This window comes from Vibrio hepatarius, from assembly GCF_043642085.1.
In the GTDB taxonomy this organism is placed as follows: Bacteria; Pseudomonadota; Gammaproteobacteria; order Enterobacterales; family Vibrionaceae; genus Vibrio; species Vibrio hepatarius_C.
Genome location: NZ_JBHZSA010000002.1, coordinates 94,735 through 116,128 on the forward strand (window position 1 = coordinate 94,735; position 21,394 = coordinate 116,128).

Below are 21,394 nucleotides of genomic sequence, written 5' to 3' on the forward strand. Positions count from 1 at the left end.
TTAAATTTGCACCTTAAGCATCAAATCAAATTGGCTTTTGTTGTAGCCAAGTTGTCGTATTTCAGGAATATTGGTATTTTCGCCAATATAAAATGTGGTTGTTTCGTGGTTTGAAGTCTTACTAGTATATTGGTAATTAAACTCCAAGCGTACAGACGGCCGAAAATCGTAGCCCAACGCGAATGAAGCTACGTTTGAGCTATCTTCTCGGTCACTATCTTGTGACTTATAGTCTTCAAATTCTTGACCAACATCGAATTTGGTATTCAAACGGTCAACAAACCATTTGTGATTCCATGAAAGCCCATATTTGGTTTTCAAAATATACCCACCAACTTCGGTTGGGTCTTCTACCCTACGTGAGCCGTATAGCTGAAATTCGGAATGCTTCACAGGTTTCCAATTCAGCGCTGCCTGCCAGTTAAAGCCGTCAAAAGTTTGTGCTTGTGGGTTATTCTTAAAGTCTTTGTGTAGCCAAGCAATATCACCTTCTACGCTGGTTTTACCTGAGCGCTTAGATTTAATACCAAACACCAAGTAATGCTCGTCAGAATCACGAATAGGTGAAGACGCATAGTGCCGATAGTTATTGATCGAGCTGTAGCGAAAACGAGTGTCTTTAGAGTACTGATCGAAGAGTTCTATGGTGACAGTTTTCTCTTGCCATTGTTGATCTTCAATATAGGCATAAAAGTCGGCACTGGTTTGCTCTACTGTATCGGTATCTGTAAAGGAGAGATCCTTAACCTGTAGTGCAAGGTTAAAGTGACCTCGCCCTTCCGATCGGCCGTAGATGTAACGGAGTTCGCTATTTAATAACTCACTGCTTAAAGGTTGATTAATACCGTACTGGCGAAATTGCTCGTTAGTAAACCCTTCTGTGAGACCTGTACCTCTATCTTCATGCCCCCACGTCTGCTCGATAAACCAGTTGAGTTCGTGCTTGTCACCAAAACGCCATTTAGGCAAGAATAAAAAATAGTGGTCACTATAGTCGTCTACCGTACTAGTTTGGTCTTGATACTGTAAGTATTTACCTGAGTAGACTAACAAGTATTGGTCTTCACCACGTTCACCCACGGCCTGCAAATAGGGTTCGACCATAACGTAATCAGACTCGACTGAGTCATTCGATTGAGTCTGATAAGTGACGTTGGAGTCTCGGCCATATTTCATACCGAGCTGAGACTGAAAGTCGATTCCTGCGATACCTATATGAGGTTTAGGGGTCAAGTTCGCCTGAGAATAGCTAGCAAACGTCACCCCTAAACCACCAATAAGCAGCTTAGTATGCTGTTTCACTTACAAAGCCTTTAAAGACCGTCATAAAGATAATTTTTATATCCCAAGTTAATGACCAGTGTTGCAAGTAGGCGATATCGTATTCGACACGCTTTTCCATTTTGTAAATGGTGTCAGTTTCACCACGGTAACCGTTGATTTGTGCCCAACCTGTGATACCCGGTTTAATTTTGTGTCGAATCATGTAGTTATCAACGATAACACGATACTCTTCATTATGAGCGACAGCATGTGGCCTTGGGCCAACGATTGACATCGAGCCCTGTAGAACGTTAAAAAACTGCGGCAGTTCATCCAGTGATGTACGACGAATAAAAGCACCAAATTTGGTGACACGTGGGTCCGACTTGGTGGCTTGTTTTACTTCATCGTCATTTTCCATCACGCTCATCGAGCGAAACTTCCATACTTTGATTTTCTTACCACCTAGGCCGTAACGATCTTGTTTGAATAGCACAGGGCCAGGTGAACTCAGTTTTACACCAATGGCAATGACAAGCAGGATAGGGGAGATCAGAAGTGTAATGATTCCACCAATAATAATATCCTCAATGCGTTTCACTAGCGCGCCAAAGCCATCAAATGGCGTTCCAAATACCGATAGTGCCTGCATGTGGCCAATAGACTCAAAACGTGAAGATGATAGATTGTAGCTATGTAAATCTGGTACGACAAATGTATCTACAGTGGTGTCAGATAATTTAGCTAAGTATTTAGTAATCTTATCTTTTTCGACCATTGGTAGTGTTATGTAAACTTCATCAATTTCGTTGCGTTTGGCTTTTTCTAATAGCTGCTCAAATTTGCCTTTGTAGCTAGATTTAGTGATATAGCCAAACTCATCTTCACTTTTTTCAGCATACAACTCTAATTCCAAGTATCGGCTCGAATGCAAGGCAAGGATCTGATGCTCTAGCGCAATAGCAGTCGGTGTGTAACCAAAGATTGCCACAGTTTTAACTTTTTTGTATCGACGGTAAACTGCGCGAGAAACGGTGAGTATTAAAATGCGGACAGCAATAACCGATGCAATAGATAGAGCAAATAGATAGTAGTACCAACCTTTGCTTAGATGGTTGATGTTTGCACCTTCATTGGAACCATAAAAATACTTAATGACTTCGACAGTAATGAAGGTAAAGAAAGCAGCGACTAAGATTCTCGCGACAGAGGCGCCAATACGCTTTCTGACGTTGATAGAATAAACATTGCAATATTCTGAAAATAGGAGAAAACAGGTGGCGATAATAAACGCAACCGCGAAATCTATGGCTGTTTCATTTCCATAATTAGCGTCAATCACAGATTGTATGGAAAAATTGATGATCAAAAAATCCAATACTTTTAACAGTGGCGCATAGCCATCTTCAGCAAATTTTACAACTCGCTTACCATTCATTTACCAATCTCCATCTTTGATGCTGAATAGTCATTAATCACCTTACATAATTTATCATTTCCTTACATTATGCATGGTGCAATTGTTGGTTTTGTTAAGGTGTTGTCAGATGCCTTACAGGATGTAGGGCAATTCTGACAGGAGGCGTGGAAAATTTGGCACTGTCATTTTTTACTCGAAGAAAGAGCTTGATACCACATATAATGCCGAATAACTGATAGGGATTTATGAGTCAGATAGGTCTTCTAGTGGTAGCCAGTTAACTTTAACCCCTGCTTGCAAAAACATTTCTTGGCTGACTTTGATTTTGTCACCCCAGCGGGACAAGAAATCCGGTGTTTGCTCTGGGCAGTGTACTGCTGAGATACCTGTTTGAATGATTTTTGCAGCACAATTTGGGCAAGGGAAGTGTGTAACCCAAATCTCACATCCATCAAGATCACGTTTAGCGAATAGAATGGCATTTTCTTCAGCGTGCAATGTCTTTAAATACTTCATTTCACGATCATCGGTCATAGCACTGTCCGAAATACCGTGAGGGTAGCCATTAAAACCAACAGAAACGATGCGGTTTTGTTTAGTAATGACAGCGCCAACCTGAGTGGAAGGGTCTTTACTCCAAGACCCAACTAATTCTGCCATTTGGTAAAAGCGTTGTGCCCATTTTGAAATCATTCAAGCTTTCCTCTAGGAAATGAGGCCGAGCTCGAGACAGAAGCTAAGCCAAATAAGTAGTGTGATAGAGATCTCCTTATAATATCCTAATTTAGCTCGATGAAGTCTAGTAAAAGCGTATAAAGATGCGGTTTAACTTGATTACTCGATAATGGGTGATGTGTGTCACAGGCCTTGTTTACTACCAAATGGGAGCTATGGGGTGTTCAGCCATAAGTCTTGTGCGAGATCTCTCACAAGCTCGTGAGTAAACGTAGTTATATTGGTTGGGATATGACGTTTTAGTTATCTTAAGTTACTGATTAAATTTGGATTGTTTGATTTTTAATCTGTTTGTGGTAGGCAAATTAACGATATTTGCCATTGTGAAAACTCACCAATCGCATAATCTTAAGTTGTCAGCAGGGAGCAGACACGGAACAGGAAAGACCCAAGGATAGGTCATCTTCAGGACGAAGATTCGATTATTCAGGATGAATGGTCGGCATGGAAAGCGAAGGACATTGGCTGGACGCTAGTAACTAGGATGGTTACACAAGGAAAGACAATGGACACTTAACGGACTAAGGCAATTTCTATCAGGATGATAGAGTCAGGGACACCGCTTAAGGATTAAGTGATGAGAGTTAGCGAGGATTGCTAACGGGCTGGATTGCCAAGGACACCGCTAGGATGGCGATGATAAGGAAAGTGCTGAAGGATTCAGCGTACTATCAAGGAATAGATGCAGGGAGCACCTATTAGTAGCCGGATTGCTGCGAGTAAGACTATACCCCACTAGGCGAAAGCTTAGTGGGGTTTTCTTTTGCCCTGAGATAACTCACCAAGTTATTAGGAATAAAAAATGGGAGGCTAGAGCCTCCCATTTTTGATTAACATTGCGTGTTTAGCGCTTAAACGTCACTTCTTCTTGTTCAGCAAGGTGAATCTGCGTGGTTGCTGGTTGTGTTTCAGCAATCACTTTACCGTTGCGAACTGAGTAACGAACTGGAACTTGACGGCGTAGTGCATCGAAGCCATTTTCAGCAGGAAGAATCAGCAGGCTACCTGGCTTACCTTCTTCAATACCATGCTGATCTTGAATATTCAGGGTACGAGCCGAGTTCTCGCTAATCAGATCTAGGCCATTGTTGATTTGGTCATAACCCATTACTTGGCTTACATGCAAGCCCATGTGTAGTACTTGCAGCATATTCGCTGTACCTAGCGGGTACCAAGGATCGAACACATCATCGTGACCAAAACAAACGTTAATGCCTGAATTAAGCATCTCTTTAACACGCGTCATACCACGACGTTTCGGGTAGTCGTCAAAACGGCCTTGCAGATGGATGTTAACTAGTGGGTTAGCCACAAAGTTGATGCCTGACATACGAAGTAGACGGAATAGACGCGAAGCATAAGCGCCATTGTAAGAGCCCATCGCTGTCGTGTGGCTAGCCGTTACTTTATGGCCCATTTCATATTTGTGCGCCAATGCAGCTAGAGTTTCAACAAAGCGCGATTGTTCATCATCGATTTCATCACAGTGAACATCAATCAAGCGATCGTACTTACGCGCCAGTTCGAATACATAGTGCAGAGATTCCACGCCATATTCACGAGTGAACTCAAAGTGAGGAATTGCACCGATAACATCTGCGCCTAGCTTGACGGCCTCTTCTAGTAATTCTTTACCGTTCGGGTAAGAAAGGATGCCTTCTTGAGGGAATGCAACGATTTGAATGTCTACCCACTCTTTCATCTCTTCACGTACTTCGATCATTGCTTTAAGCGCGATCAGAGTTGGATCTGACACATCAACGTGAGTACGAACGTGTTGAATACCGTTAGCGATTTGCCACTTTAAAGTCTGCTTAGCACGAGTTTTTACGTCCTCGATAGAAAGCATCTCTTTACGCTCAGCCCAACGCTCGATGCCCTCAAACAATGTTCCTGAGATGTTCCAATTCGGTTCACCGGCTGTTTGAGTGGTATCTAGGTGGATATGAGGTTCGCAGAAAGGTGCGACCGCAAGGCCGCCCTCTGCATCAAGAATATTGCCTGAAAAAGCAATATCCGCATCGTTTTCAAGAATTTGCTTGAATTGACCGTCTTCAATCAAGATTTGTTTTAATCCTTCTTGATTGCGAAGTGTCGCGTTTTTGACCAATAGCGTTGTCATGATGCTTCCTTACGCTGCTTGTGTTTTCAGCGCGTGTTTATTTAGTAGTGAATTAAGTGCAACATAGCTTAGTGCACCGCCTAGAACAGCGTTTAGTGGTACAACACCTGGAATGAATTTACCTGCCGCAACACCGATAGCTACCGCTAGGATGCCTGCCCAGTTAATGGTCTGGAATTCAGCTTTGTCAAAGTTCTGGTAGCGTTTACGGTTAATAAGGAAGTCAGCAATGATTACGCCGCCAATTGGTGGAATTGCTGTCGAAAGGAAGGTTAACCAACCAACGAAGTTATTGTACAACCACAGAGCGAAGATTGTGCCGACGATACCGTTAACGATAGACATTACTGTGCTTGAACGCCCAGTGATGTTTGAGAAACCAAGACCCGAAGCGTAAAGCGCGTTTTCATTGGTCGTCCAAATGTTTAAGCCAAGCACGATGATAGCAGGGAGTAGAAGGCCTTGCGCAATCATTACGTCAGAAATATCTGCTTGACCCGTTGCTGCTGCGCCTGCCGCGCCGAAGATAAACATCAGTGAGTTGCCAATAAAGAAGGCAATCATAGTCACTAATACAGCGCTTGCTGGTTTTTTACCAAAACGAACGAAGTCAGCAGTGAGCGTACCTGCACTGACGAACGAACCCACTACCATTGCGAGAGCAACTGAAAAGTCCATCGGTGTTTCTGGCTGAATCAATTGAAGTTGTTCTAAACCACCAATGCTATCTACTGCCATTGAAACTGAGTAGCTACCTAAGATTGCAATCGCGGGTACAGCAATCGCAGAGAGAATCATCAGCGCTTTAATACCGAAGTAAACCGTTGCAGTCATTAGTAAGCCAGAAACGATAATAAGTGTGTTGGTATCAATGCCTGTTGCTTTCTGAACTGGGATGGCGAACATTGCCACGCCGACACCAAACCAGCCAACTTGAGTCCCGCCTAATAAAGCAGAAGGAAGCCAAGAGCCTTTAGTACCAAAAGAGAAACGAGCAAGAAGGTGAGTAGAGAGACCAGTAGAAGCGCCAATGTAACCGAGGAAAGAGGTGTAGATACCGAGGATGAGGTTACCAATAAGAACAGCGAGGAAGAAATCATTAAAAGAAAGACCAGTACCGAGGGAACCACCGGTCCACATACTTGCAGAGAAGAAAGTGAGTCCAAGCATTACCATGGTAAGTGAAGCGACTCCTTTCCTTGCCGTTGTCGGCACGGGTCCCAGACTGTAGTTATTGTCCGCAGCCATTTATAACCTCCGCAAATAGATTATCAATACAAATTGTGTGAGTTTTAGGTAAACGGCGCGTATTATGATGATATAAAAAGCTGTGTCAATGATAATTTTATCGTTAGATTTGGTTTTTCTTTTGTGTTTAGTTTAAGTGTTTGATATTAATGGTTAATTATTTTAATTTAATTGTACTTATCTCTTGTTTTAACCTTTGCTTTTGGAATCAAAGTGTTTATTTATTGATGCTTGATGTCTGGGTGTGCTCTATGTCTTATGAATTGTGTTCTATATAGGCTGTTGCCAATTTTTACAACGATATTGCCAGTGTGCAAACGTTACCTTTATGTGTTTATTAGAGTGATCAGCAGATACAACCTTTGGTGAATAAGAAAGTTGCTACTTATGAGGGTTATGGTTTGATATCTAGGTGTGATGCTTGTTTTTGGTTGTTATTTTTGCGCGTTATGGATGCAATATAACCAAATTTTGGACTTTTTTGAATTTTACTTAAGAAGTAGAGTTTGGCGAGAAGATAAAGAAAAGGCCAATCTCAAGAAGGGAGATTGGCCGCTATACTTGTGAACAAAATTTGAGTTCACTAACAACGTCAGTTGGCTAGGTGACCCTCGGCTTAAGAAGGGTCAGTTATATAACTGCAGTATATGTGCCAACTTTAATAGCACTGAATTGCTATGAAATTGATTATATTTTGTACTTTTATGCTGTTCTCTTTGCATATTGAAAATGCAAATTGCAAATGACCATACATTTGCTAATGACATAAATGATATCAATCGCGTTACAACATCACCAAACTCGCTGTGCCCAAGAAAGCGAAGAAGCCAACGACATCCGTTACAGTTGTCAGGATAACTGAGCCTGCTAATGCAGGATCTAATTTCAGTTTATCGAGCGCGATCGGGATCAATACACCAAATAGCGCAGCGGTAATGATATTGACAATAATCGCCAACGCGATCGTTACTCCCAATATCGCAGACTGAAACCATAAACCTGCTAGGCCGCCGATGATCAGTGCCCAAAGCAAGCCGTTAATTGAGCCGATACCAATTTCATTTTTCAATAAGGCCCAGCGGTTACCTGAGGTGATCTGGTTTAAAGCCATGGCACGAATCATTAGGGTTAGAGTCTGGCTACCCGCGATACCGCCCATAGAGGCAACAATCGGCATTAGCACAGCCAACGCGACGACTTGGGCAATGACATCTTCAAATAACCCAATCGTGACTGAAGCCAAAATCGCCGTCATTAAGTTGATCCCTAGCCAAACGCCACGCTTTTGTGAGCTTTTGATCACCGGTGCAAACAGGTCATCGCCTTCATCCATACCAGTACCCGCCATCAAGCGAGCCTCATAGATTTCACGCTGAGTGCTTAGTGCGAACTGCCAGTCGACTTCACCAATCAATAATTGATCGTCGTCGGTGACAGGCATGGTGGAAAGAGAGGAGTGCTCAAGAGCCTCGATACTTTCCGCCAGAGTTAGCGTTGCGTTCAGCGTGACCACATTGTCGATAGCAAGGTGACGCAGTCGTTCTGTTGGTTCTGATCTTAATAGATCGATATAGCTGACGACACCGCGGAACTGCTTACGTTTGTTAATTAGATATATCTGTTGTGGGGCGTCATAACTGTAACGCTCCATCAATCCTTTGGCTTTTTCTACAGAGATATTAAAAGGCAGCGTCACCACCTTTCTTTCTGCCCAACGGCCTAATTCATCATCTTGATATTCGTTGGCTTGATCGTAGAGTTCTAACTCATCTTTCTCGATCAGTTGTAGCGCTTCGTTGATGATCTCGTCGGGTAGAGAGTCGGCCCACTCAATCAGAGATAGGTTATCGAGTTTCGCTAGGGTGAGCTTTAATTCAATCTCAGACAGTTCATCAATGATTGATCGGCGTACTTCAGCACGAGCTTCAGTCAGTACATCGATGTGAAGTTCTAATGGAAGCCCACGCCACAATTGCACACGCTCATCGATTGGGAATGCTTCTAGGATCAAGGCGATTGAGCCCGCTTCCAACCCTTCCTCGATGAGTTGGTTGAGGATGTTGCTCTGCTGTTCTGGCTCAGCTTGGGCGATGGTTTCAATTTGGAAAGATAAGTCTTGAAATTCGCTCATTAAGAAGGCTCCGTATTGTTACGGTTTAAATCTAGATGAGCGATATAGTATCAGAAAGGGGAGGTTGGAGAAGGTTAAAAATAGGCAAAAAGCCCAGTAAAACTGGGCTGTTAGCTAATTAGATTGAGTAGAAGTAGTACAATTGCGACTTCATTCGAATAATAATCCCTCGGATGACGTCCAAGAAGGCCATAAAGCTAATTGGTTTATCACCACTTACCCATGCTAAGCCAACCGAACCGACTGGAATGTCGTACCCTTCGGTCTCTTCAATCTTTAGGCGAACAAAGTGATGTTTGTTTTGCAGGTTCTGGCCAGTCGTTGCTCTTACAGAGGGATCAAAACCTAACAAGTTACCTTGAGCCTCTCCTGTTGCTTCAACAATGCCTTCGACGTGTGCTGAAAAGATTTTGCCTGGATAGACGGATGAGGCAAACTCTGCCACGTGACCTGGCTGTACATTACGAATTGCTTGATGATTAACGCGCATCAGCACATATTTTTCATCGGTGTACATCTGTAAGCGCGGCATCATAGAGACGCGCTGGCCTTCACGTAAAATAAAGTTAGTTACAAAGCCATCAGCAGGGGCATATACCTTAGTGCTATCGAGATCCCACTGCGCTTTCGCCAATTGTTCTTGGCTCTTTTTCCAGTACGCTCGCTTACTCTTCACACTTAGCTTCGCTTTGCTAATGTTCAGCTGCGCTTTTTCTGCATCAACAACTTTAGTGCTCAGCTCTGATTTTAGCGTTGAGATGTTGTGCTTCGCTTTTTCTACGGTCGTTTGCTGTTTATCAATGTCACTGGCGGTAATGGTATTTTTGACCACACGGTTTTGCTCTTGATAGCGCTTTAGCATTTTGACTTGTAGGTCATAGTCTGCTTTTGCTGTCGCTAAACGACTCTTAGTTGTTTCCACATCAAGTAGCATGGATTGGTGTTCGGCTTTAGCTATTTCAATGTCTTCTTGGGCGACATGGTATGCAACTTGAGCCGCTTCCTGCGTGACTTGAGCTTGATTAAACGCGATTTGATATTGAGTCGGATCGATCTCATAGATGAGCTGGCCTTTCGTCACTTCTTGGTTCGGCTCAATATAGATCTTGTCGACTTTACCGGTGACGTTAGGCGAGTCTGGACGCAGTTGAATATGTGGTGACTGAACCACAGAGCCACCTGACAGATCCATTGGCGTGAAGTTAATCAATCCAACCCAAACAAACATCAACCACGATGCACCACCTAAATAGGCAAAGGATTGAGTGAATTTGTTCCAAGGCATTCCAACCAGCCGAAGCAGGTAGATAAAAAGCGCCCATACGGCTAAGCCCTCTAACATTATGCGTCCTCCTGAATGGTTACATGCTCATCTTTGGTTTGAGGGTGACTTTTGGGTGCATGGCGCCAAGTATCGCGAAGATTGATGATTGCTTTCTCCATATCGACAAAGGCCAGAATGACGGCGACCACCCATACCCAATGCCAAATAAAGCCGATCCACGTCAACGCAGTTATGAGCCCTATTTGATGATGGTTTTTACTGTGGGCTTTGTTGATTGGCAGTTCGTGAAACTTCCAGAAACCATAGATGGCAGCGGCCACGGTAGCGACAAGTACTACCCCAGCGACCACGTGCAAAACTGTATCGGCAGTTGTCCCAACGAAAGGGACACTTAATAAGCTCATTCAGCTCTCCAGATTAATTAGACCCGCCGATTGTGATCTAAATTTGAAAAGTTGATTTTTATGTGACAGATTGAGTCATATGAGATTTAAAATTGACTTGATCTGTAAATGAATAAAGTTAGATTCATGCGAGCTATTGGTATTTACAAAATTCACCAAAGTGTTCGTAATCAATACCAGTTGGCTGATGGTGCGCTTGGCATTCCAGAAGCTGTGTTTAACAACCCGATGACCTTAGTCCCTGTTACTGAAGTGAATAACTGGTATCAAAAGTTGGAGCAGCAGACGCAAAATCCAGACATTATTCTCGACTCAATGATGGAGCAGGATGTTGCGAGTATTGGCGCAATTAGCCACTGGCTGCTTTCTGGTCACGATTTTGCTTCAACGATACGACGGTTGAACTATGGCTTAAATAGTTTGCAAAACGGCGCTTTTTTATCGGCAGCCATCAGTGGCCCTATTATTAAGTGGGCTTATAGAAACCCTCGGTTTAGTGCCGAATGCAAAGTGCATGACAGCATCCGAATTGCGATTACTTTGGTCAAAGTAATGCGGCTCTATTTAGGCAAAGACTTTTCACCACTGCGAGTACGATTATCCGGCTCACGCAAAAACGTGGAAAAGTACCGCGCTTTTTTCGGTTGTGATATCGACTGGAGTCATTCATGCACCGAGATTTGGTTTCACTCAGAACTTAGGCTCGCGACGAAACAGTTGGGGAACATAAAAAAAGGGCGCTTAGCGATGAACTTTTCTGATTTGGATGAGCTGCTGAACATGCCGGATCCGGAAGATGAAGTAAAAGTGATTTACGAAGTATTAAACTACAGCCGTTACTTTGGTTTGCCTACCTTGGAGCATGTTAGTGATTTATTGGGTATGTCTACTCAGCAATTACAACGTGCTCTGCGTAAATTGGGAATGAACTTTTCCACCGTCTGCGGCTACGTGTTGAGTAATATTGCTGTGTCGATGTTTATCTCTGGGGTCCATATCGATGAGGTCGCGCGTCGCTTGGGTTACCAAAATACCGCAAGTTTTAATCGCATGTTTAAGAAGAATCGAGGCATGACGCCCACCCAATATATACAGCATTTTAGCTTGGATGAGCGTTAACAAGGGTACACAGAGCTGTTAGCTTCGGTGATGCCAGCGTTGGGGGTAGGCACTGCTATAGTCCGGGGTTGCAGAATGAGTCGAATCCTCCTCAGCAACTAACGGCCCAACGACAGTACGGTAAGGCAAGTAACCAGCAAAAACAGGCTGCTGCATATCGGCCAAATCATCATTAACTTTGCCGTTACTCACTTTCACTGATGCTTCGGTTAAGGGGATTTCGAGCAGCATGGTCGCATCAAGTTCTTTTTGGTTACTGAGACGGACTTCATCGGTTCTTCCCGGTGCGATTTGTTCGATAAAGTGATTAAGCAGGCGGTCTTTTTCACCGCTGTCCTCAATCGCCGTAAAATGGCCAAGTACCACGGCACTACGATAGTGCGCACTATGGTGGAAAGCGCTTCTCGCCAATACCCAACCGTCAAACAATGTGAAGGTAAGGCAAGTGCTGAATCCTCTTCTTAGATTCCTCATTAAACGGCTGTTGTTCGCACCATGGATATACACTTTGTCCGTGACACGCCATGCCAACATCGGGATAACAAACGGTTGTTCGTTGTCGCCGATGGCAATATGCGCGACCAAAGACTCATCAATAATATCGTAAAGTGTTTGCGTTTCAGTGACCGCCTTATGTGCGCCTTTTCTAATTTCTGTCCTTTGAGTAGTAGATAGCATATAGAGTCCCTCATAACCGTTTGATTTATCGCTAAGGTACTCTTAAATTGGTTCTTTATTTAGGGCCAGTTTTAGATAATGGATGGATCCACTTATGGCGTTGATTGATATTGGTGATTTACAACTGGGTCGTGACAGTCGCACTAAGCAAGATGCGCTGTTTGATGCTATTAGAGATAAAATTGTCGCTCAACTATGGGGCAAAGGGCTAAAGCTTCCATCGACTCGCAAGTTAGCTCAAGAGCTTAGCTTAAGTCGAAATACGGTGATTCATGCTTATGAACAGCTGCATGCCGAGGGCTACTTAGAGAGTAGGGCTGGGTCTGGCTACTTTGTCGCACTAGAACTGCCCGATCAATTTGTCGCCACTGACCATCCATCTGAATTGCCCAATCAACCGATAAAACCAAAAAATCACAGCCGCGCCTTTTCTCCTGGTGTGCCTGATCTTAGTGAATTCCCAAGCCAAAAATGGCAACGCTTGTTAATGCGTCATACTAGCCGTATCAGCTTGCTGGGCGGGCAAGATATTCAAGGTGATGAGAGCCTGCGCGCAGCACTTTCTAGCTATTTAGCAACTAGCCGTTCGGTAGTCTGCGATCCTGAAAGAATTGTGATTACCTCGGGCGCTCAGCAAGCGTTAGCGATTGCCGCTTTGCTCACTTCGCAAAAAGATCGTCGATTACTCATGGAGCAGCCTGGATACGCGCAAATGGCCAAAGTCCTTAAACTGTTCAATTTTGAGCTGCACTCTGCGCCGGTTCGCCCAATACAAGGTCTTGATCTCGATGCGGTCGAACGCAGCGACGCCGAGGCTATTTATGTGACGCCAAGTAATCAATATCCTTTGGGGACTACACTTGATATTAACCAGCGTTTGCGGCTAATCGAATGGGCTAAAACGCGCGGTGGCTGGATTATTGAAGATGACTATGACAGCGAGTTTCAATTTGCTCATCGCCCTTATCCTAGTTTACAGGGGTTGGCTGCAAAAACGGGCCACGACCAACATGTCATTTATGTCGGCTCACTGAGTAAGGTGATGTTTAATGGATTGCGAATGGGCTATTTGGTTCTGCCTCAATCTATGGTAGCCGAAGCATTGGTGCTTAAGGATGCGTTAAGTGGTGATTCTCCTACCCATACCCAAGCAGCATTGGCAGATTTTATAGCTGAAGGCGATTTAGTTCGGCACATCCGAAAGATGCGCCGTCTATACAAACAAAAGCACCAGTTAATGGTCACCATGATTGAGCGTTATTTCTCGGATTCGGTAGAGGTAATAAGCCAAGCGGCCGGGCTGCACGTAACGTTAAGGTGGTATGGCTCTATCTCAGAGCTGGAATGGGAAGAGCGAGCCAATGCTTGCGGTATTGTTATTCGCCCATTTAATTACTACGAGCAGTTTGATGGGGTGGAGCTGCGGAATTGGTCTGGTGCGGTATTGGGGTTTGGTAATGTGCCTTTAGATGATATTGAACCTAAGATTCGTACACTTGCTGAATTGTTCAATTCGTGATGTTATTGATAAAGGTGTAATTAGCTAAGGAAAGGAATCGTATGTGCCGATGGTTAGCCTACCAAGGAGAGTCCATTTATTTGGATAAGTTAGTTTATGAACCGGAGCACTCTTTGGTGCATCAGAGCTTAGAAGCGCGTAAAGCGGTCACGCGAGTGAATGCCGATGGCTTTGGCCTTGGTTGGTACACAGAGCGAGATACACCGGGACAATTTCACGAAGTACTTCCCGCTTGGGGGGATGAAAACCTTCGCTCATTGACCCACCATATTCGCTCTCATCGTTTTATGGCCCATGTGCGTTCCTCTACAGGTACACAAGTTTCTCGTTCTAATTGCCACCCCTTTATGAGTGAAAACTGGATGTTCCTCCATAATGGTCAGATTGGCGGGTTTGAGCAGGTTAAATTTGATCTTGAACGTCAATTATGTGAGTCGCTATTTCTGAAACGAATGGGGACTACAGACAGTGAATTGATCTTTTTGCTGATGCTGCAAAATGGCTTAAAGGACAACCCAGTTGAAGCGATTAAAATGACCTTGTCGATGATCGTGAAGGTGATGGAGAGTAAGCTGATAGAGGAACCGTTAAAAGCCTCAATCTGCATCTCAGACGGGGAGCAGTTTTGGGTAGTTCGATATAGCTCTGATCAAGAAGCGCCAACGGTGTTTATCAAACAAGATGGCGCAAATGTTGTGTTGGCTTCAGAGCCTTTGGAAAAGAGTCCACAGTGGAAGCAGGTCAGCCCGCAGAGCATCCTCGCTATCCACCTAGACAAGATAACGTCATACGTTATTTGATGCTTTCACTGCTCGCCATTTTTGCCAAGGCAGGTTTAGCAGCGCAAAGACACTTACTGCATAGAGCATTGACCAGCCTAGGCAAATAAACACAGCGGTACACAGTACTAACGACACCACAGCTAAATGACGGCTAATCCCTGTCAGCAGTTTATAGGCGGCAAGCATGGCGAGAAGATAGATAAGCACAAAAATGCCATTGGCGAGCTTCAAAAAGAACTCGAGATCCAACCCTGACAGTTCACCAATAATACATGAGACAAGTACTACCGCGCCGACCGCTAACGTCGCATTTGCAGGAACACCACGAATGGATAAACGAGCCAACGAGCTATTTGGGCTGTATTCTCTTGCTTGCGCCCATAACATACGTGATAGGCTTTGTGTGTACAGGTTTACGCTGGCAAAGCAGGCTGCGAACCCGATGATACTGATGAGTGTTTTAAACTCAGCGCCAAACAGCTGATTGGCAACCCAAGGGATTGAGCCACTGTCGAACATTGGCGTACCATACGCTTGCATCTTAAGAATGATCACTGAGCATACCCAGTACGTGGCGCCAGCAACAAAGCAACCAATAATGATGGCAATTGGGAAATCTCGTTGAGGATTCTTAAACTCTTCGCCCATATGAGCAAAAGCCTCGATGCCGACAAAGCACCAAAACATGACACCGAGTGCTAGACCAATCGGCAAAATGCTTTCAGTGGTGAGCTCAGGCAATATCAAGTCGTTACTGCTGAAATCGCCTTGCCACCAAAATGCCGCAATCAAAGCAAAAATTGCCAGTGCGATAACGGTTTGTAGCCGGCCTGACGATTTAGCGCCAGCTAAGTTAACCCCAATAAGCAGAGCAACCGTAAGGATTTGAGCAAAGATGGGTGAGTTTAGTCCACTAGGCAGTAGCTGTTGCAAAAAACCAGCGGCTAATGCAATCGCAGCAGGAACGCCGACAGGGATGACACTTAAAAACAGCCAAGCGACACTTTTTTCTAACTTAGAGTTAAACGCTTTACGCACGAAATAGGCGGTGCCACCCGCACTTGGAAATCGCTTGCCCAGTTGAGCAAAGGTCAAAGCGATTGGGCATATAGCAACAAATAAGACTATCCATGCCCATAAAGAAAATTGCCCAGCAGTACCCGCAGCAATGGCCGGAACCATGAATAAGCCAGTGCCAAGTAAGGTGGTCGATAGCTGGCCGATGCCAGAGAGTAAGGTGATCTCTTTTTTCAATTGGCTCATCATGCTCTCCTTGCTGATAGTATTCGACAGATGAATGCGTCAAATTAGGTTAACGTATGCGGCTTAGTTGTGCATTAGTCATTTCGTCGCAGATTGCCGTCACATTGTCGGAAGCTGTTTATATTTCTGTCATTTTGTCAGCTTTCATCTGGGTAAGTTTTATGTCACATTGCCAAAACCAACGGAATAAGTTGGAGGGAAAGGAAGCACTTATATGGATAAATTCGACGCTCAAATCGTCTCAATACTAAAAAATAACGCTCGAGAGAGTGTCAGTGACATTGCGCGGCAGGTTAACTTATCGCGCTCTGCGGTTACCGCTCGGATTCAAAAGCTTGAGCAAGAGAATATCATCCTTGGTTATCATGCTGATATCGCGCTGGCTAATCCTAAAGATCTGATTAAAGCCTATTTGGCGCTGAAGTTTGATATGTCGAGCTCGACTCATTACTGTGAAGCTTACGCTGAGATGATCTATCAGATCGACGGCGTCAAATGGTGTCATGCTATCAGCGGTGAAACTGACATGATGTTGTATGTCGAAGTCGAGACCATGACACGCTTAAATGAGATTCGTGATGAATTGCAGCGAATCCCAGAACTCCGCCATTTGATGACACATACCGTATTAACCGAATTCTTCAACACCATGCAAAATGTTAAGTAATTTAAATTTAAATCTCCTTCGCTCTCTTCACGTCTTGCTCGAAGAGTGCCACGTGAGCAATGCAGCGCATCGGCTTCATATCACGCAGTCAGCGGTGAGTCGTCAATTGGCTCAATTGCGTGAAATTTGCGATGACCCTTTGTTAGTTAGAGATGGCAACCAACTCGTTCCTACGCCGCGAGCTTTAGCGATGCAAGACAAGCTCAGAAGCCTATTGGAAGAGTTTGATGCTTTATTGGCTGAGAAAGCATTTGATCCTCAAACGTGGCAACAAGAATTTGTGTTGTCATCGAGTGATTACGTTGCGCAGTATATTGTGCCTGACGTGGTTGAAACCGTGGTTGTACAAGCGCCAAATGTGAACATCGCTTATCGATTATGGCAACCGGACTTTCTTAACCAGTTTGAACAATCAGGTATTCATTTAGCATCGACGATGTTGGATGCGCCACCGGAACAGTTGAGCAGCGTGAAAATAGGGCAGGATAAGTCGGTTTGCTTGATGAGAAAAGATCATCCTCTGCAAATGAGCGGTGAGCTAAGTTGTGATGACTTGGTTGCATTTCCTCACCTTAAGGTGACTGGAGGAGGAGATAAGGACTCTAAAGCCGACGTTGCTCTGCACCAGCTTGGTTATCAAAGACGTATTGCGTTAAAAGTGCCATTTTTTTCCGCAGCGATTAATGCACTCAAGAATAGTGATTACCTCATGGTTGTTCCAGAGCACATAGCTCGGAACCTATCTAAAGAGTCGGGGCTAGAATATTGCTCATTGCCTTTCGATACCCAGCTTCATCACTATTGGCTGATGTGGCACCCTAAATATGATAACGACAAAGCACATCAATGGATGCGAGAGAAAGTACTCCATGCAATGCAAACCTCGCCATACTCAATTGGTATGATTTGAAATCATGAAGGTCATGATTAACTTTGATTTCAAATCATCCCCTAACTTAATTAACGTTGGATGTATTCACTGAGCCAGACAACAAGGCTCGGTATCTCAACGAAAGGATCTGACATTATGACGTTCACGGTTTGGTTATCACTTTTTACAATCTGTATTCTTGGCGCAATGTCGCCGGGGCCAAGCTTAGCTATGGTCGCCAAGCACAGTCTTGCGGGTGGACGCCTTAACGGTTTAGCGACAGCATGGGCTCATGCAATTGGTATTGGTATTTATGCCTTCATTACTCTGATTGGCTTAGCCGTAGTGCTGCAGCAGTCCCCTCTGTTGTTTAAGGCTATTAGCTATACAGGTGCGGCTTATCTTGTCTATTTGGGCTACAACGCACTGCGTTCAAAAGGGGGCGTTGCTGAAAGGCTCGAATCTGGGCAGCAAACCAGTGTTTGGCAGTCAGCAAAAGAAGGTTTTTTGATCTCATTGTTGAGCCCAAAAATTGCGTTATTCTTTATCGCTCTATTTAGTCAGTTTGTGGCGGTGGGTGACAGCGTGACGGCTAAGAGTGTCATCGTTATGACGCCACTCATTGTTGATGGTCTGTGGTATACCTTGATTACGTTTTTACTTTCGAGCCCTCGACTGATTGATAAGATTCGTTCTAAAGCACAATTGATTGACAGATTGTCCGGCGCGGTACTTATTCTGCTGGCAATACGCGTCGTACTTACGGTGTAATTGTCTTTTTAATTTTTCGCGCAGGTTAAGGAAAAATAATGATAAAACTTGCTGTTATTGGTACAAATTGGATTACCGACCAGTTTATTGAAGCTGCGTTAAAAACGGGTGAGTATGAGCTGACCGCCATTTATTCTCGCTCACTTGAGAGCGCGGAGCAGTTTGGGCAAAAATACTCATCGCCTGCCTTATTCAATGACTTAACAACCTTGGCTGAATCTCCTTTGGTTGACGTGGTTTATATTGCTAGCCCGAACAGTTTGCATGGCCCTCAGGCGATTCAAATGATGCAAGCGGGCAAACATGTCATTGTCGAAAAGCCAATGGCCGCAAGTTTTGCGTTGGCAGCCGAGATGTTCGATGTTGCTAAAGAGAGTAATGTGTTGCTGTTTGAGGCGTTTATGTCGCCTCATCTACCCAACTTTAAACGCTTGAAAGAGGCAATGTCGGGTATTGGGAAAATTCGCAAAGCGCTGATCACTTATTGTCAGTACTCTTCACGTTATCCGAAATACCTTGCGGGCGAGAACCCCAATACTTTCAATCCAGAGTTTGCCAATGGTTCGATTATGGACATTGGCTTTTACTGCTTAAGCTCGGCGATTGAACTGTTTGGTGAGCCTAACACGGTGAAAGCTCATGCTCAGTTACTTGATTCGGGCGTGGATGGCAGCGGAAGTGTTATCTTAGGCTATCAAGGCTTTGAAGTGGTGTTACAGCACTCGAAAACGAGTGACTCTTATTTGCCAAGTGAAATCCAAGGTGAAGATGGGGCGTTGCTGGTGGAGATGATCTCGACTGCTAAAAAGTTGACTAAGTTTACTCGTGGGAGCGATATTGGGATCGATCTCAGCGTTAAGCAAGATTCTAACCCTATGTATTACGAGGCGCTTGAGTTTGCTCATCAGTTTAATAACAAAATGAGTAATGAAAGTTGCACCCAACGTTCGTTGATTGTGGCAAAATTGCTAGAGGAAATTCGTCATCAGACTGGCGTTAAGTTTCCATCCGATAACACGTGCTCAAATAAGTAGAAGAGAGAAGCAGATGCAAGCTGAAGTAAAATGGATTGAAGAGTTTAAATTTTTAGGTCAATCCCAGTCAGGTCATTCAATTGTAATGGATGGTAACGGCGGTGCAACAGCGCCAAGCCCAATGGAAATGGTACTGATGGCGGCAGGTGGCTGTAGCTCTGTAGACGTGGTTGATGGTCTAAAAGAAGCAGGACAAGCCGTGACAGCTTGTAACGCAAAACTGACTACCGAGCGTCGTGAAACCGCTCCGCGTATCTTCACTCAGGTTAACATTCACTTTGAAGTATCTGGCGACAATTTAGATCCTGAGATCGTGGCAAAAGTGGCGGCAGATTCACTAGAGAAATACTGTTCAGTATGTTTGATGCTAGGCAAAGGTATTGAGATGACACACAGTTGGGAAATCATCTAATACGTCACCAATATTAAGAGCCGGGCACTCTGCTCGGCTTTTTTATTTTTAGTTGGGAATCACATGAACAATCGCCATAAATTTACTTTAGCGGGCGTGGCCGCCATTCTCCTGTGGAGTAGCGTCATGGGGCTTGCTCGCGCTGTGACTGAAATGCTCGGACCTATTGGTGGCGCGGCAGCTATCTATACCGTAGCATCGATCTTCTTGATGCTTGTGATGGGAGTACCTAAGCTGCGTTCGTACTCACCTCGCTATGTATTGCTCGGTGGCAGTTTGTTTGTTGCCTATGAGATTTGTCTAGCGCTGGCCTTGGCAATGGCAAACACGCGTCAGCAAGCGATAGAAATGTTGGTGATTAATTACTTGTGGCCTGCACTAACAGTGCTGTTGGCGGTATTAACCAGTGGTAAGAAAACCAGCTTGTTGGTCTATCCAAGCATTGCGTTAGCGTTTCTTGGCGTCGCTTGGAGCATTACTGGAGAGCAAGGGTTATCGGTGGCGCAAATCGCTGCCAACGTTGCAACCAATCCAGTGACTTATGCCATGGCTTTTACTGGTGCGTTTTTATGGGCGATTTACTGTAATCTAACCAAACGTATCGCCAATGGGCAAAATGCGATTACGCTGTTTTTCATCATGACCGCTATTACGTTATGGATAAAATATGCGTTAAGCAGTGAAACCGGAATGGCACTAAACCTCGAGTCTGGGGGATTACTGCTGATTGCTGGCATCGCTATGGGCAGTGGTTATGCGCTGTGGAATTACGCGATTATTGGCGGAAACATGGTGCTGCTGGCAACGCTATCCTACTTTACGCCTGTACTGTCGACGATTATTTCATCGGTGATCTTAGGCCTAGTGCTGACGCAAAGCTTCATCCAAGGTGTGGTAATGGTGACTATCGGTTCATTAATGTGCTGGTGGGTAACCAGAGAAAAGGCCAGTGATAAGAGCAGTCTGACTACCAACGAATCTCAATAGGCGTTCCAACCTTAACCAGTTTGAGTAACTCATCCATCTCTTGGTTGGTTATTGCAATACAGCCATCCGTCCAGTCGAAACTTTGAATATACTTCGCTGGGCGGGTCTCACCATTCTTAAGCCCATGGATCTTGATGTTCCCACCTGGACTGACGTTAAGTTTGTCAGCATAGGCGACGTCATTTGGATTCGGGTAGCTGATATGAATTGAACGGTAAAAATCCGAGCTATCCATAACAAAATCCAAATAGTAGCGTCCTTCTGGAGTACGTTGGTCACCTTCATAGACCTTATGGCCTTTCGGACGTTTACCAAGTGCGATCCTAAACTCTTTGATAACTTGATTATTGTCGATGAGATACATACGACGTTTCGATTTATCGACTTCGATCAAATCGACACTTGCCCATGTGGGCAGAGTGAAAAAGAGACTAAATAGGCATAACCAACGCGTCAAACTACATATCCTTTAAATCTTGGGGGCGGTATCGACTCAACTAATGAGTGATTCTTATCTTAGTTATTATAGCGATAGTTACTACGATGCAAAATATGGAAACAACATCAACAAAATGTAGCGAGTATCATATCTGCACATATTGCTTTTGGTGATTTGCGAGTCAGTTAACAAGCGATCGCAAATACATTTGATTGCATATTTCTAGCTGTTACTTTTTTAATCG

General features: G+C 44.3%; 20 protein-coding genes. 9 read left to right on the forward strand and 11 right to left on the reverse strand.

What is annotated here, in order from left to right:
* The 8 genes from ACHUFZ_RS03590 to ACHUFZ_RS03625 form a co-directional block, all read right to left on the reverse strand.
* Complete coding sequence (locus ACHUFZ_RS03590) at positions 1–1,302, reverse strand: outer membrane beta-barrel protein (protein WP_394125921.1); 1,302 nt, start codon at positions 1,300–1,302, stop codon at positions 1–3.
* Positions 1,286–2,701 (reverse strand): undecaprenyl-phosphate glucose phosphotransferase, encoded by a 1,416-nt coding sequence (locus tag ACHUFZ_RS03595; RefSeq protein WP_394125922.1) that lies wholly within the window; start codon positions 2,699–2,701, stop codon positions 1,286–1,288. Before ACHUFZ_RS03595 ends, ACHUFZ_RS03590 begins: the two co-directional genes overlap by 17 nt.
* Before the next feature lie 225 nt (positions 2,702–2,926).
* Positions 2,927–3,376 carry a dCMP deaminase family protein gene (locus ACHUFZ_RS03600; protein ID WP_004411362.1) on the reverse strand — a complete coding sequence of 150 codons (450 nt, stop codon included), beginning with the start codon at positions 3,374–3,376 and terminating at the stop codon, positions 2,927–2,929.
* 886 nt (positions 3,377–4,262) lie between these two features.
* Positions 4,263–5,540: a cytosine deaminase gene (locus tag ACHUFZ_RS03605; RefSeq protein ID WP_394125923.1), complete on the reverse strand. Its 1,278-nt coding sequence runs from the start codon at positions 5,538–5,540 to the stop codon at positions 4,263–4,265.
* A gap of 9 nt (positions 5,541–5,549) precedes the next feature.
* Positions 5,550–6,788 carry a cytosine permease gene (codB, locus tag ACHUFZ_RS03610; protein ID WP_394125924.1) on the reverse strand — a complete coding sequence of 413 codons (1,239 nt, stop codon included), beginning with the start codon at positions 6,786–6,788 and terminating at the stop codon, positions 5,550–5,552.
* Between the two features lie 784 nt (positions 6,789–7,572).
* Positions 7,573–8,919 carry a magnesium transporter gene (locus ACHUFZ_RS03615; RefSeq protein WP_394125925.1) on the reverse strand — a complete coding sequence of 449 codons (1,347 nt, stop codon included), beginning with the start codon at positions 8,917–8,919 and terminating at the stop codon, positions 7,573–7,575.
* Positions 8,920–9,037: 118 nt separating this feature from the next.
* Positions 9,038–10,261 (reverse strand): HlyD family secretion protein, encoded by a 1,224-nt coding sequence (locus ACHUFZ_RS03620; RefSeq protein ID WP_394125926.1) that lies wholly within the window; start codon positions 10,259–10,261, stop codon positions 9,038–9,040.
* Positions 10,261–10,608, reverse strand: coding sequence for an MFS transporter (locus tag ACHUFZ_RS03625; RefSeq protein ID WP_394125927.1), 348 nt, complete (start codon positions 10,606–10,608; stop codon positions 10,261–10,263). The genes ACHUFZ_RS03620 and ACHUFZ_RS03625 overlap by 1 nt, the downstream gene beginning before the upstream one ends.
* Before the next feature lie 126 nt (positions 10,609–10,734).
* On the opposite strand from ACHUFZ_RS03625, the gene ACHUFZ_RS03630 reads away from it, so the two are divergent.
* Positions 10,735–11,727: an AraC family transcriptional regulator gene (locus ACHUFZ_RS03630; protein ID WP_394126364.1), complete on the forward strand. Its 993-nt coding sequence runs from the start codon at positions 10,735–10,737 to the stop codon at positions 11,725–11,727.
* Positions 11,728–11,745: 18 nt separating this feature from the next.
* Here ACHUFZ_RS03630 and ACHUFZ_RS03635 read toward each other — a convergent pair whose 3' ends face one another.
* Positions 11,746–12,405 carry a pyridoxamine 5'-phosphate oxidase family protein gene (locus ACHUFZ_RS03635; protein ID WP_394125928.1) on the reverse strand — a complete coding sequence of 220 codons (660 nt, stop codon included), beginning with the start codon at positions 12,403–12,405 and terminating at the stop codon, positions 11,746–11,748.
* A 94-nt stretch (positions 12,406–12,499) separates the two neighbouring features.
* Here ACHUFZ_RS03635 and pdxR point away from each other — a divergent pair, with 94 nt between their 5' ends.
* Positions 12,500–13,924, forward strand: coding sequence for a MocR-like pyridoxine biosynthesis transcription factor PdxR (gene pdxR / locus ACHUFZ_RS03640; RefSeq protein ID WP_394125929.1), 1,425 nt, complete (start codon positions 12,500–12,502; stop codon positions 13,922–13,924).
* A 41-nt stretch (positions 13,925–13,965) separates the two neighbouring features.
* Positions 13,966–14,724, forward strand: a complete 759-nt coding sequence (locus ACHUFZ_RS03645; RefSeq protein WP_394125930.1) for a class II glutamine amidotransferase — start codon at positions 13,966–13,968, stop codon at positions 14,722–14,724.
* Here the strand turns inward: ACHUFZ_RS03645 and yjeH are convergent.
* Positions 14,710–15,969, reverse strand: a complete 1,260-nt coding sequence (yjeH, locus tag ACHUFZ_RS03650) for an L-methionine/branched-chain amino acid transporter (RefSeq protein ID WP_394125931.1) — start codon at positions 15,967–15,969, stop codon at positions 14,710–14,712. The genes ACHUFZ_RS03645 and yjeH overlap by 15 nt on opposite strands.
* Positions 15,970–16,183: 214 nt before the next feature.
* Here yjeH and ACHUFZ_RS03655 point away from each other — a divergent pair, with 214 nt between their 5' ends.
* The 6 genes from ACHUFZ_RS03655 (at position 16,184) to yddG (ending at position 20,711) form a co-directional block, all read left to right on the forward strand.
* The gene (locus ACHUFZ_RS03655) at positions 16,184–16,636 is read left to right on the forward strand and encodes an Lrp/AsnC family transcriptional regulator (protein ID WP_394125932.1); all 453 of its coding nucleotides are present in this window, start codon (positions 16,184–16,186) and stop codon (positions 16,634–16,636) included.
* On the forward strand, positions 16,626–17,546 hold the full coding sequence (locus ACHUFZ_RS03660) for a LysR family transcriptional regulator (RefSeq protein ID WP_394125933.1): 921 nt from the start codon (positions 16,626–16,628) through the stop codon (positions 17,544–17,546). Before ACHUFZ_RS03655 ends, ACHUFZ_RS03660 begins: the two co-directional genes overlap by 11 nt.
* Positions 17,547–17,663: 117 nt before the next feature.
* Positions 17,664–18,278, forward strand: coding sequence for a LysE family translocator (locus ACHUFZ_RS03665; RefSeq protein WP_394125934.1), 615 nt, complete (start codon positions 17,664–17,666; stop codon positions 18,276–18,278).
* A gap of 38 nt (positions 18,279–18,316) precedes the next feature.
* A complete protein-coding gene (locus tag ACHUFZ_RS03670) occupies positions 18,317–19,312 on the forward strand; it encodes a Gfo/Idh/MocA family protein (protein ID WP_394125935.1) in 996 nt (331 codons plus the stop codon).
* A 13-nt stretch (positions 19,313–19,325) separates the two neighbouring features.
* Positions 19,326–19,724: an OsmC family protein gene (locus tag ACHUFZ_RS03675; protein ID WP_004411377.1), complete on the forward strand. Its 399-nt coding sequence runs from the start codon at positions 19,326–19,328 to the stop codon at positions 19,722–19,724.
* Positions 19,725–19,787: 63 nt separating this feature from the next.
* Positions 19,788–20,711: an aromatic amino acid DMT transporter YddG gene (gene yddG, locus ACHUFZ_RS03680; RefSeq protein WP_394125936.1), complete on the forward strand. Its 924-nt coding sequence runs from the start codon at positions 19,788–19,790 to the stop codon at positions 20,709–20,711.
* Here the strand turns inward: yddG and ACHUFZ_RS03685 are convergent.
* A complete protein-coding gene (locus ACHUFZ_RS03685) occupies positions 20,692–21,075 on the reverse strand; it encodes a L,D-transpeptidase family protein (RefSeq protein ID WP_394126365.1) in 384 nt (127 codons plus the stop codon). The genes yddG and ACHUFZ_RS03685 overlap by 20 nt on opposite strands.
* Positions 21,076–21,394: the final 319 nt, after the last annotated feature.

Coding starts and splice junctions, on each gene's coding strand:
- ACHUFZ_RS03645 (WP_394125930.1), top strand. CDS start 13,966: ATGTGCCGATGGTTAGCCTACCAAGGAGAGTCCATTTATTTGGATAAG.
- ACHUFZ_RS03660 (WP_394125933.1), top strand. CDS start 16,626: ATGTTAAGTAATTTAAATTTAAATCTCCTTCGCTCTCTTCACGTCTTG.
- ACHUFZ_RS03655 (WP_394125932.1), top strand. CDS start 16,184: ATGGATAAATTCGACGCTCAAATCGTCTCAATACTAAAAAATAACGCT.
- ACHUFZ_RS03615 (WP_394125925.1), bottom strand. CDS start 8,919: ATGAGCGAATTTCAAGACTTATCTTTCCAAATTGAAACCATCGCCCAA.
- ACHUFZ_RS03675 (WP_004411377.1), top strand. CDS start 19,326: ATGCAAGCTGAAGTAAAATGGATTGAAGAGTTTAAATTTTTAGGTCAA.
- yddG (WP_394125936.1), top strand. CDS start 19,788: ATGAACAATCGCCATAAATTTACTTTAGCGGGCGTGGCCGCCATTCTC.
- ACHUFZ_RS03685 (WP_394126365.1), bottom strand. CDS start 21,075: ATGTATCTCATCGACAATAATCAAGTTATCAAAGAGTTTAGGATCGCA.
- ACHUFZ_RS03635 (WP_394125928.1), bottom strand. CDS start 12,405: ATGCTATCTACTACTCAAAGGACAGAAATTAGAAAAGGCGCACATAAG.
- ACHUFZ_RS03625 (WP_394125927.1), bottom strand. CDS start 10,608: ATGAGCTTATTAAGTGTCCCTTTCGTTGGGACAACTGCCGATACAGTT.
- pdxR (WP_394125929.1), top strand. CDS start 12,500: ATGGCGTTGATTGATATTGGTGATTTACAACTGGGTCGTGACAGTCGC.
- ACHUFZ_RS03600 (WP_004411362.1), bottom strand. CDS start 3,376: ATGATTTCAAAATGGGCACAACGCTTTTACCAAATGGCAGAATTAGTT.
- ACHUFZ_RS03670 (WP_394125935.1), top strand. CDS start 18,317: ATGATAAAACTTGCTGTTATTGGTACAAATTGGATTACCGACCAGTTT.
- ACHUFZ_RS03595 (WP_394125922.1), bottom strand. CDS start 2,701: ATGAATGGTAAGCGAGTTGTAAAATTTGCTGAAGATGGCTATGCGCCA.
- ACHUFZ_RS03630 (WP_394126364.1), top strand. CDS start 10,735: ATGCGAGCTATTGGTATTTACAAAATTCACCAAAGTGTTCGTAATCAA.
- ACHUFZ_RS03605 (WP_394125923.1), bottom strand. CDS start 5,540: ATGACAACGCTATTGGTCAAAAACGCGACACTTCGCAATCAAGAAGGA.
- ACHUFZ_RS03665 (WP_394125934.1), top strand. CDS start 17,664: ATGACGTTCACGGTTTGGTTATCACTTTTTACAATCTGTATTCTTGGC.
- codB (WP_394125924.1), bottom strand. CDS start 6,788: ATGGCTGCGGACAATAACTACAGTCTGGGACCCGTGCCGACAACGGCA.
- ACHUFZ_RS03620 (WP_394125926.1), bottom strand. CDS start 10,261: ATGTTAGAGGGCTTAGCCGTATGGGCGCTTTTTATCTACCTGCTTCGG.
- yjeH (WP_394125931.1), bottom strand. CDS start 15,969: ATGAGCCAATTGAAAAAAGAGATCACCTTACTCTCTGGCATCGGCCAG.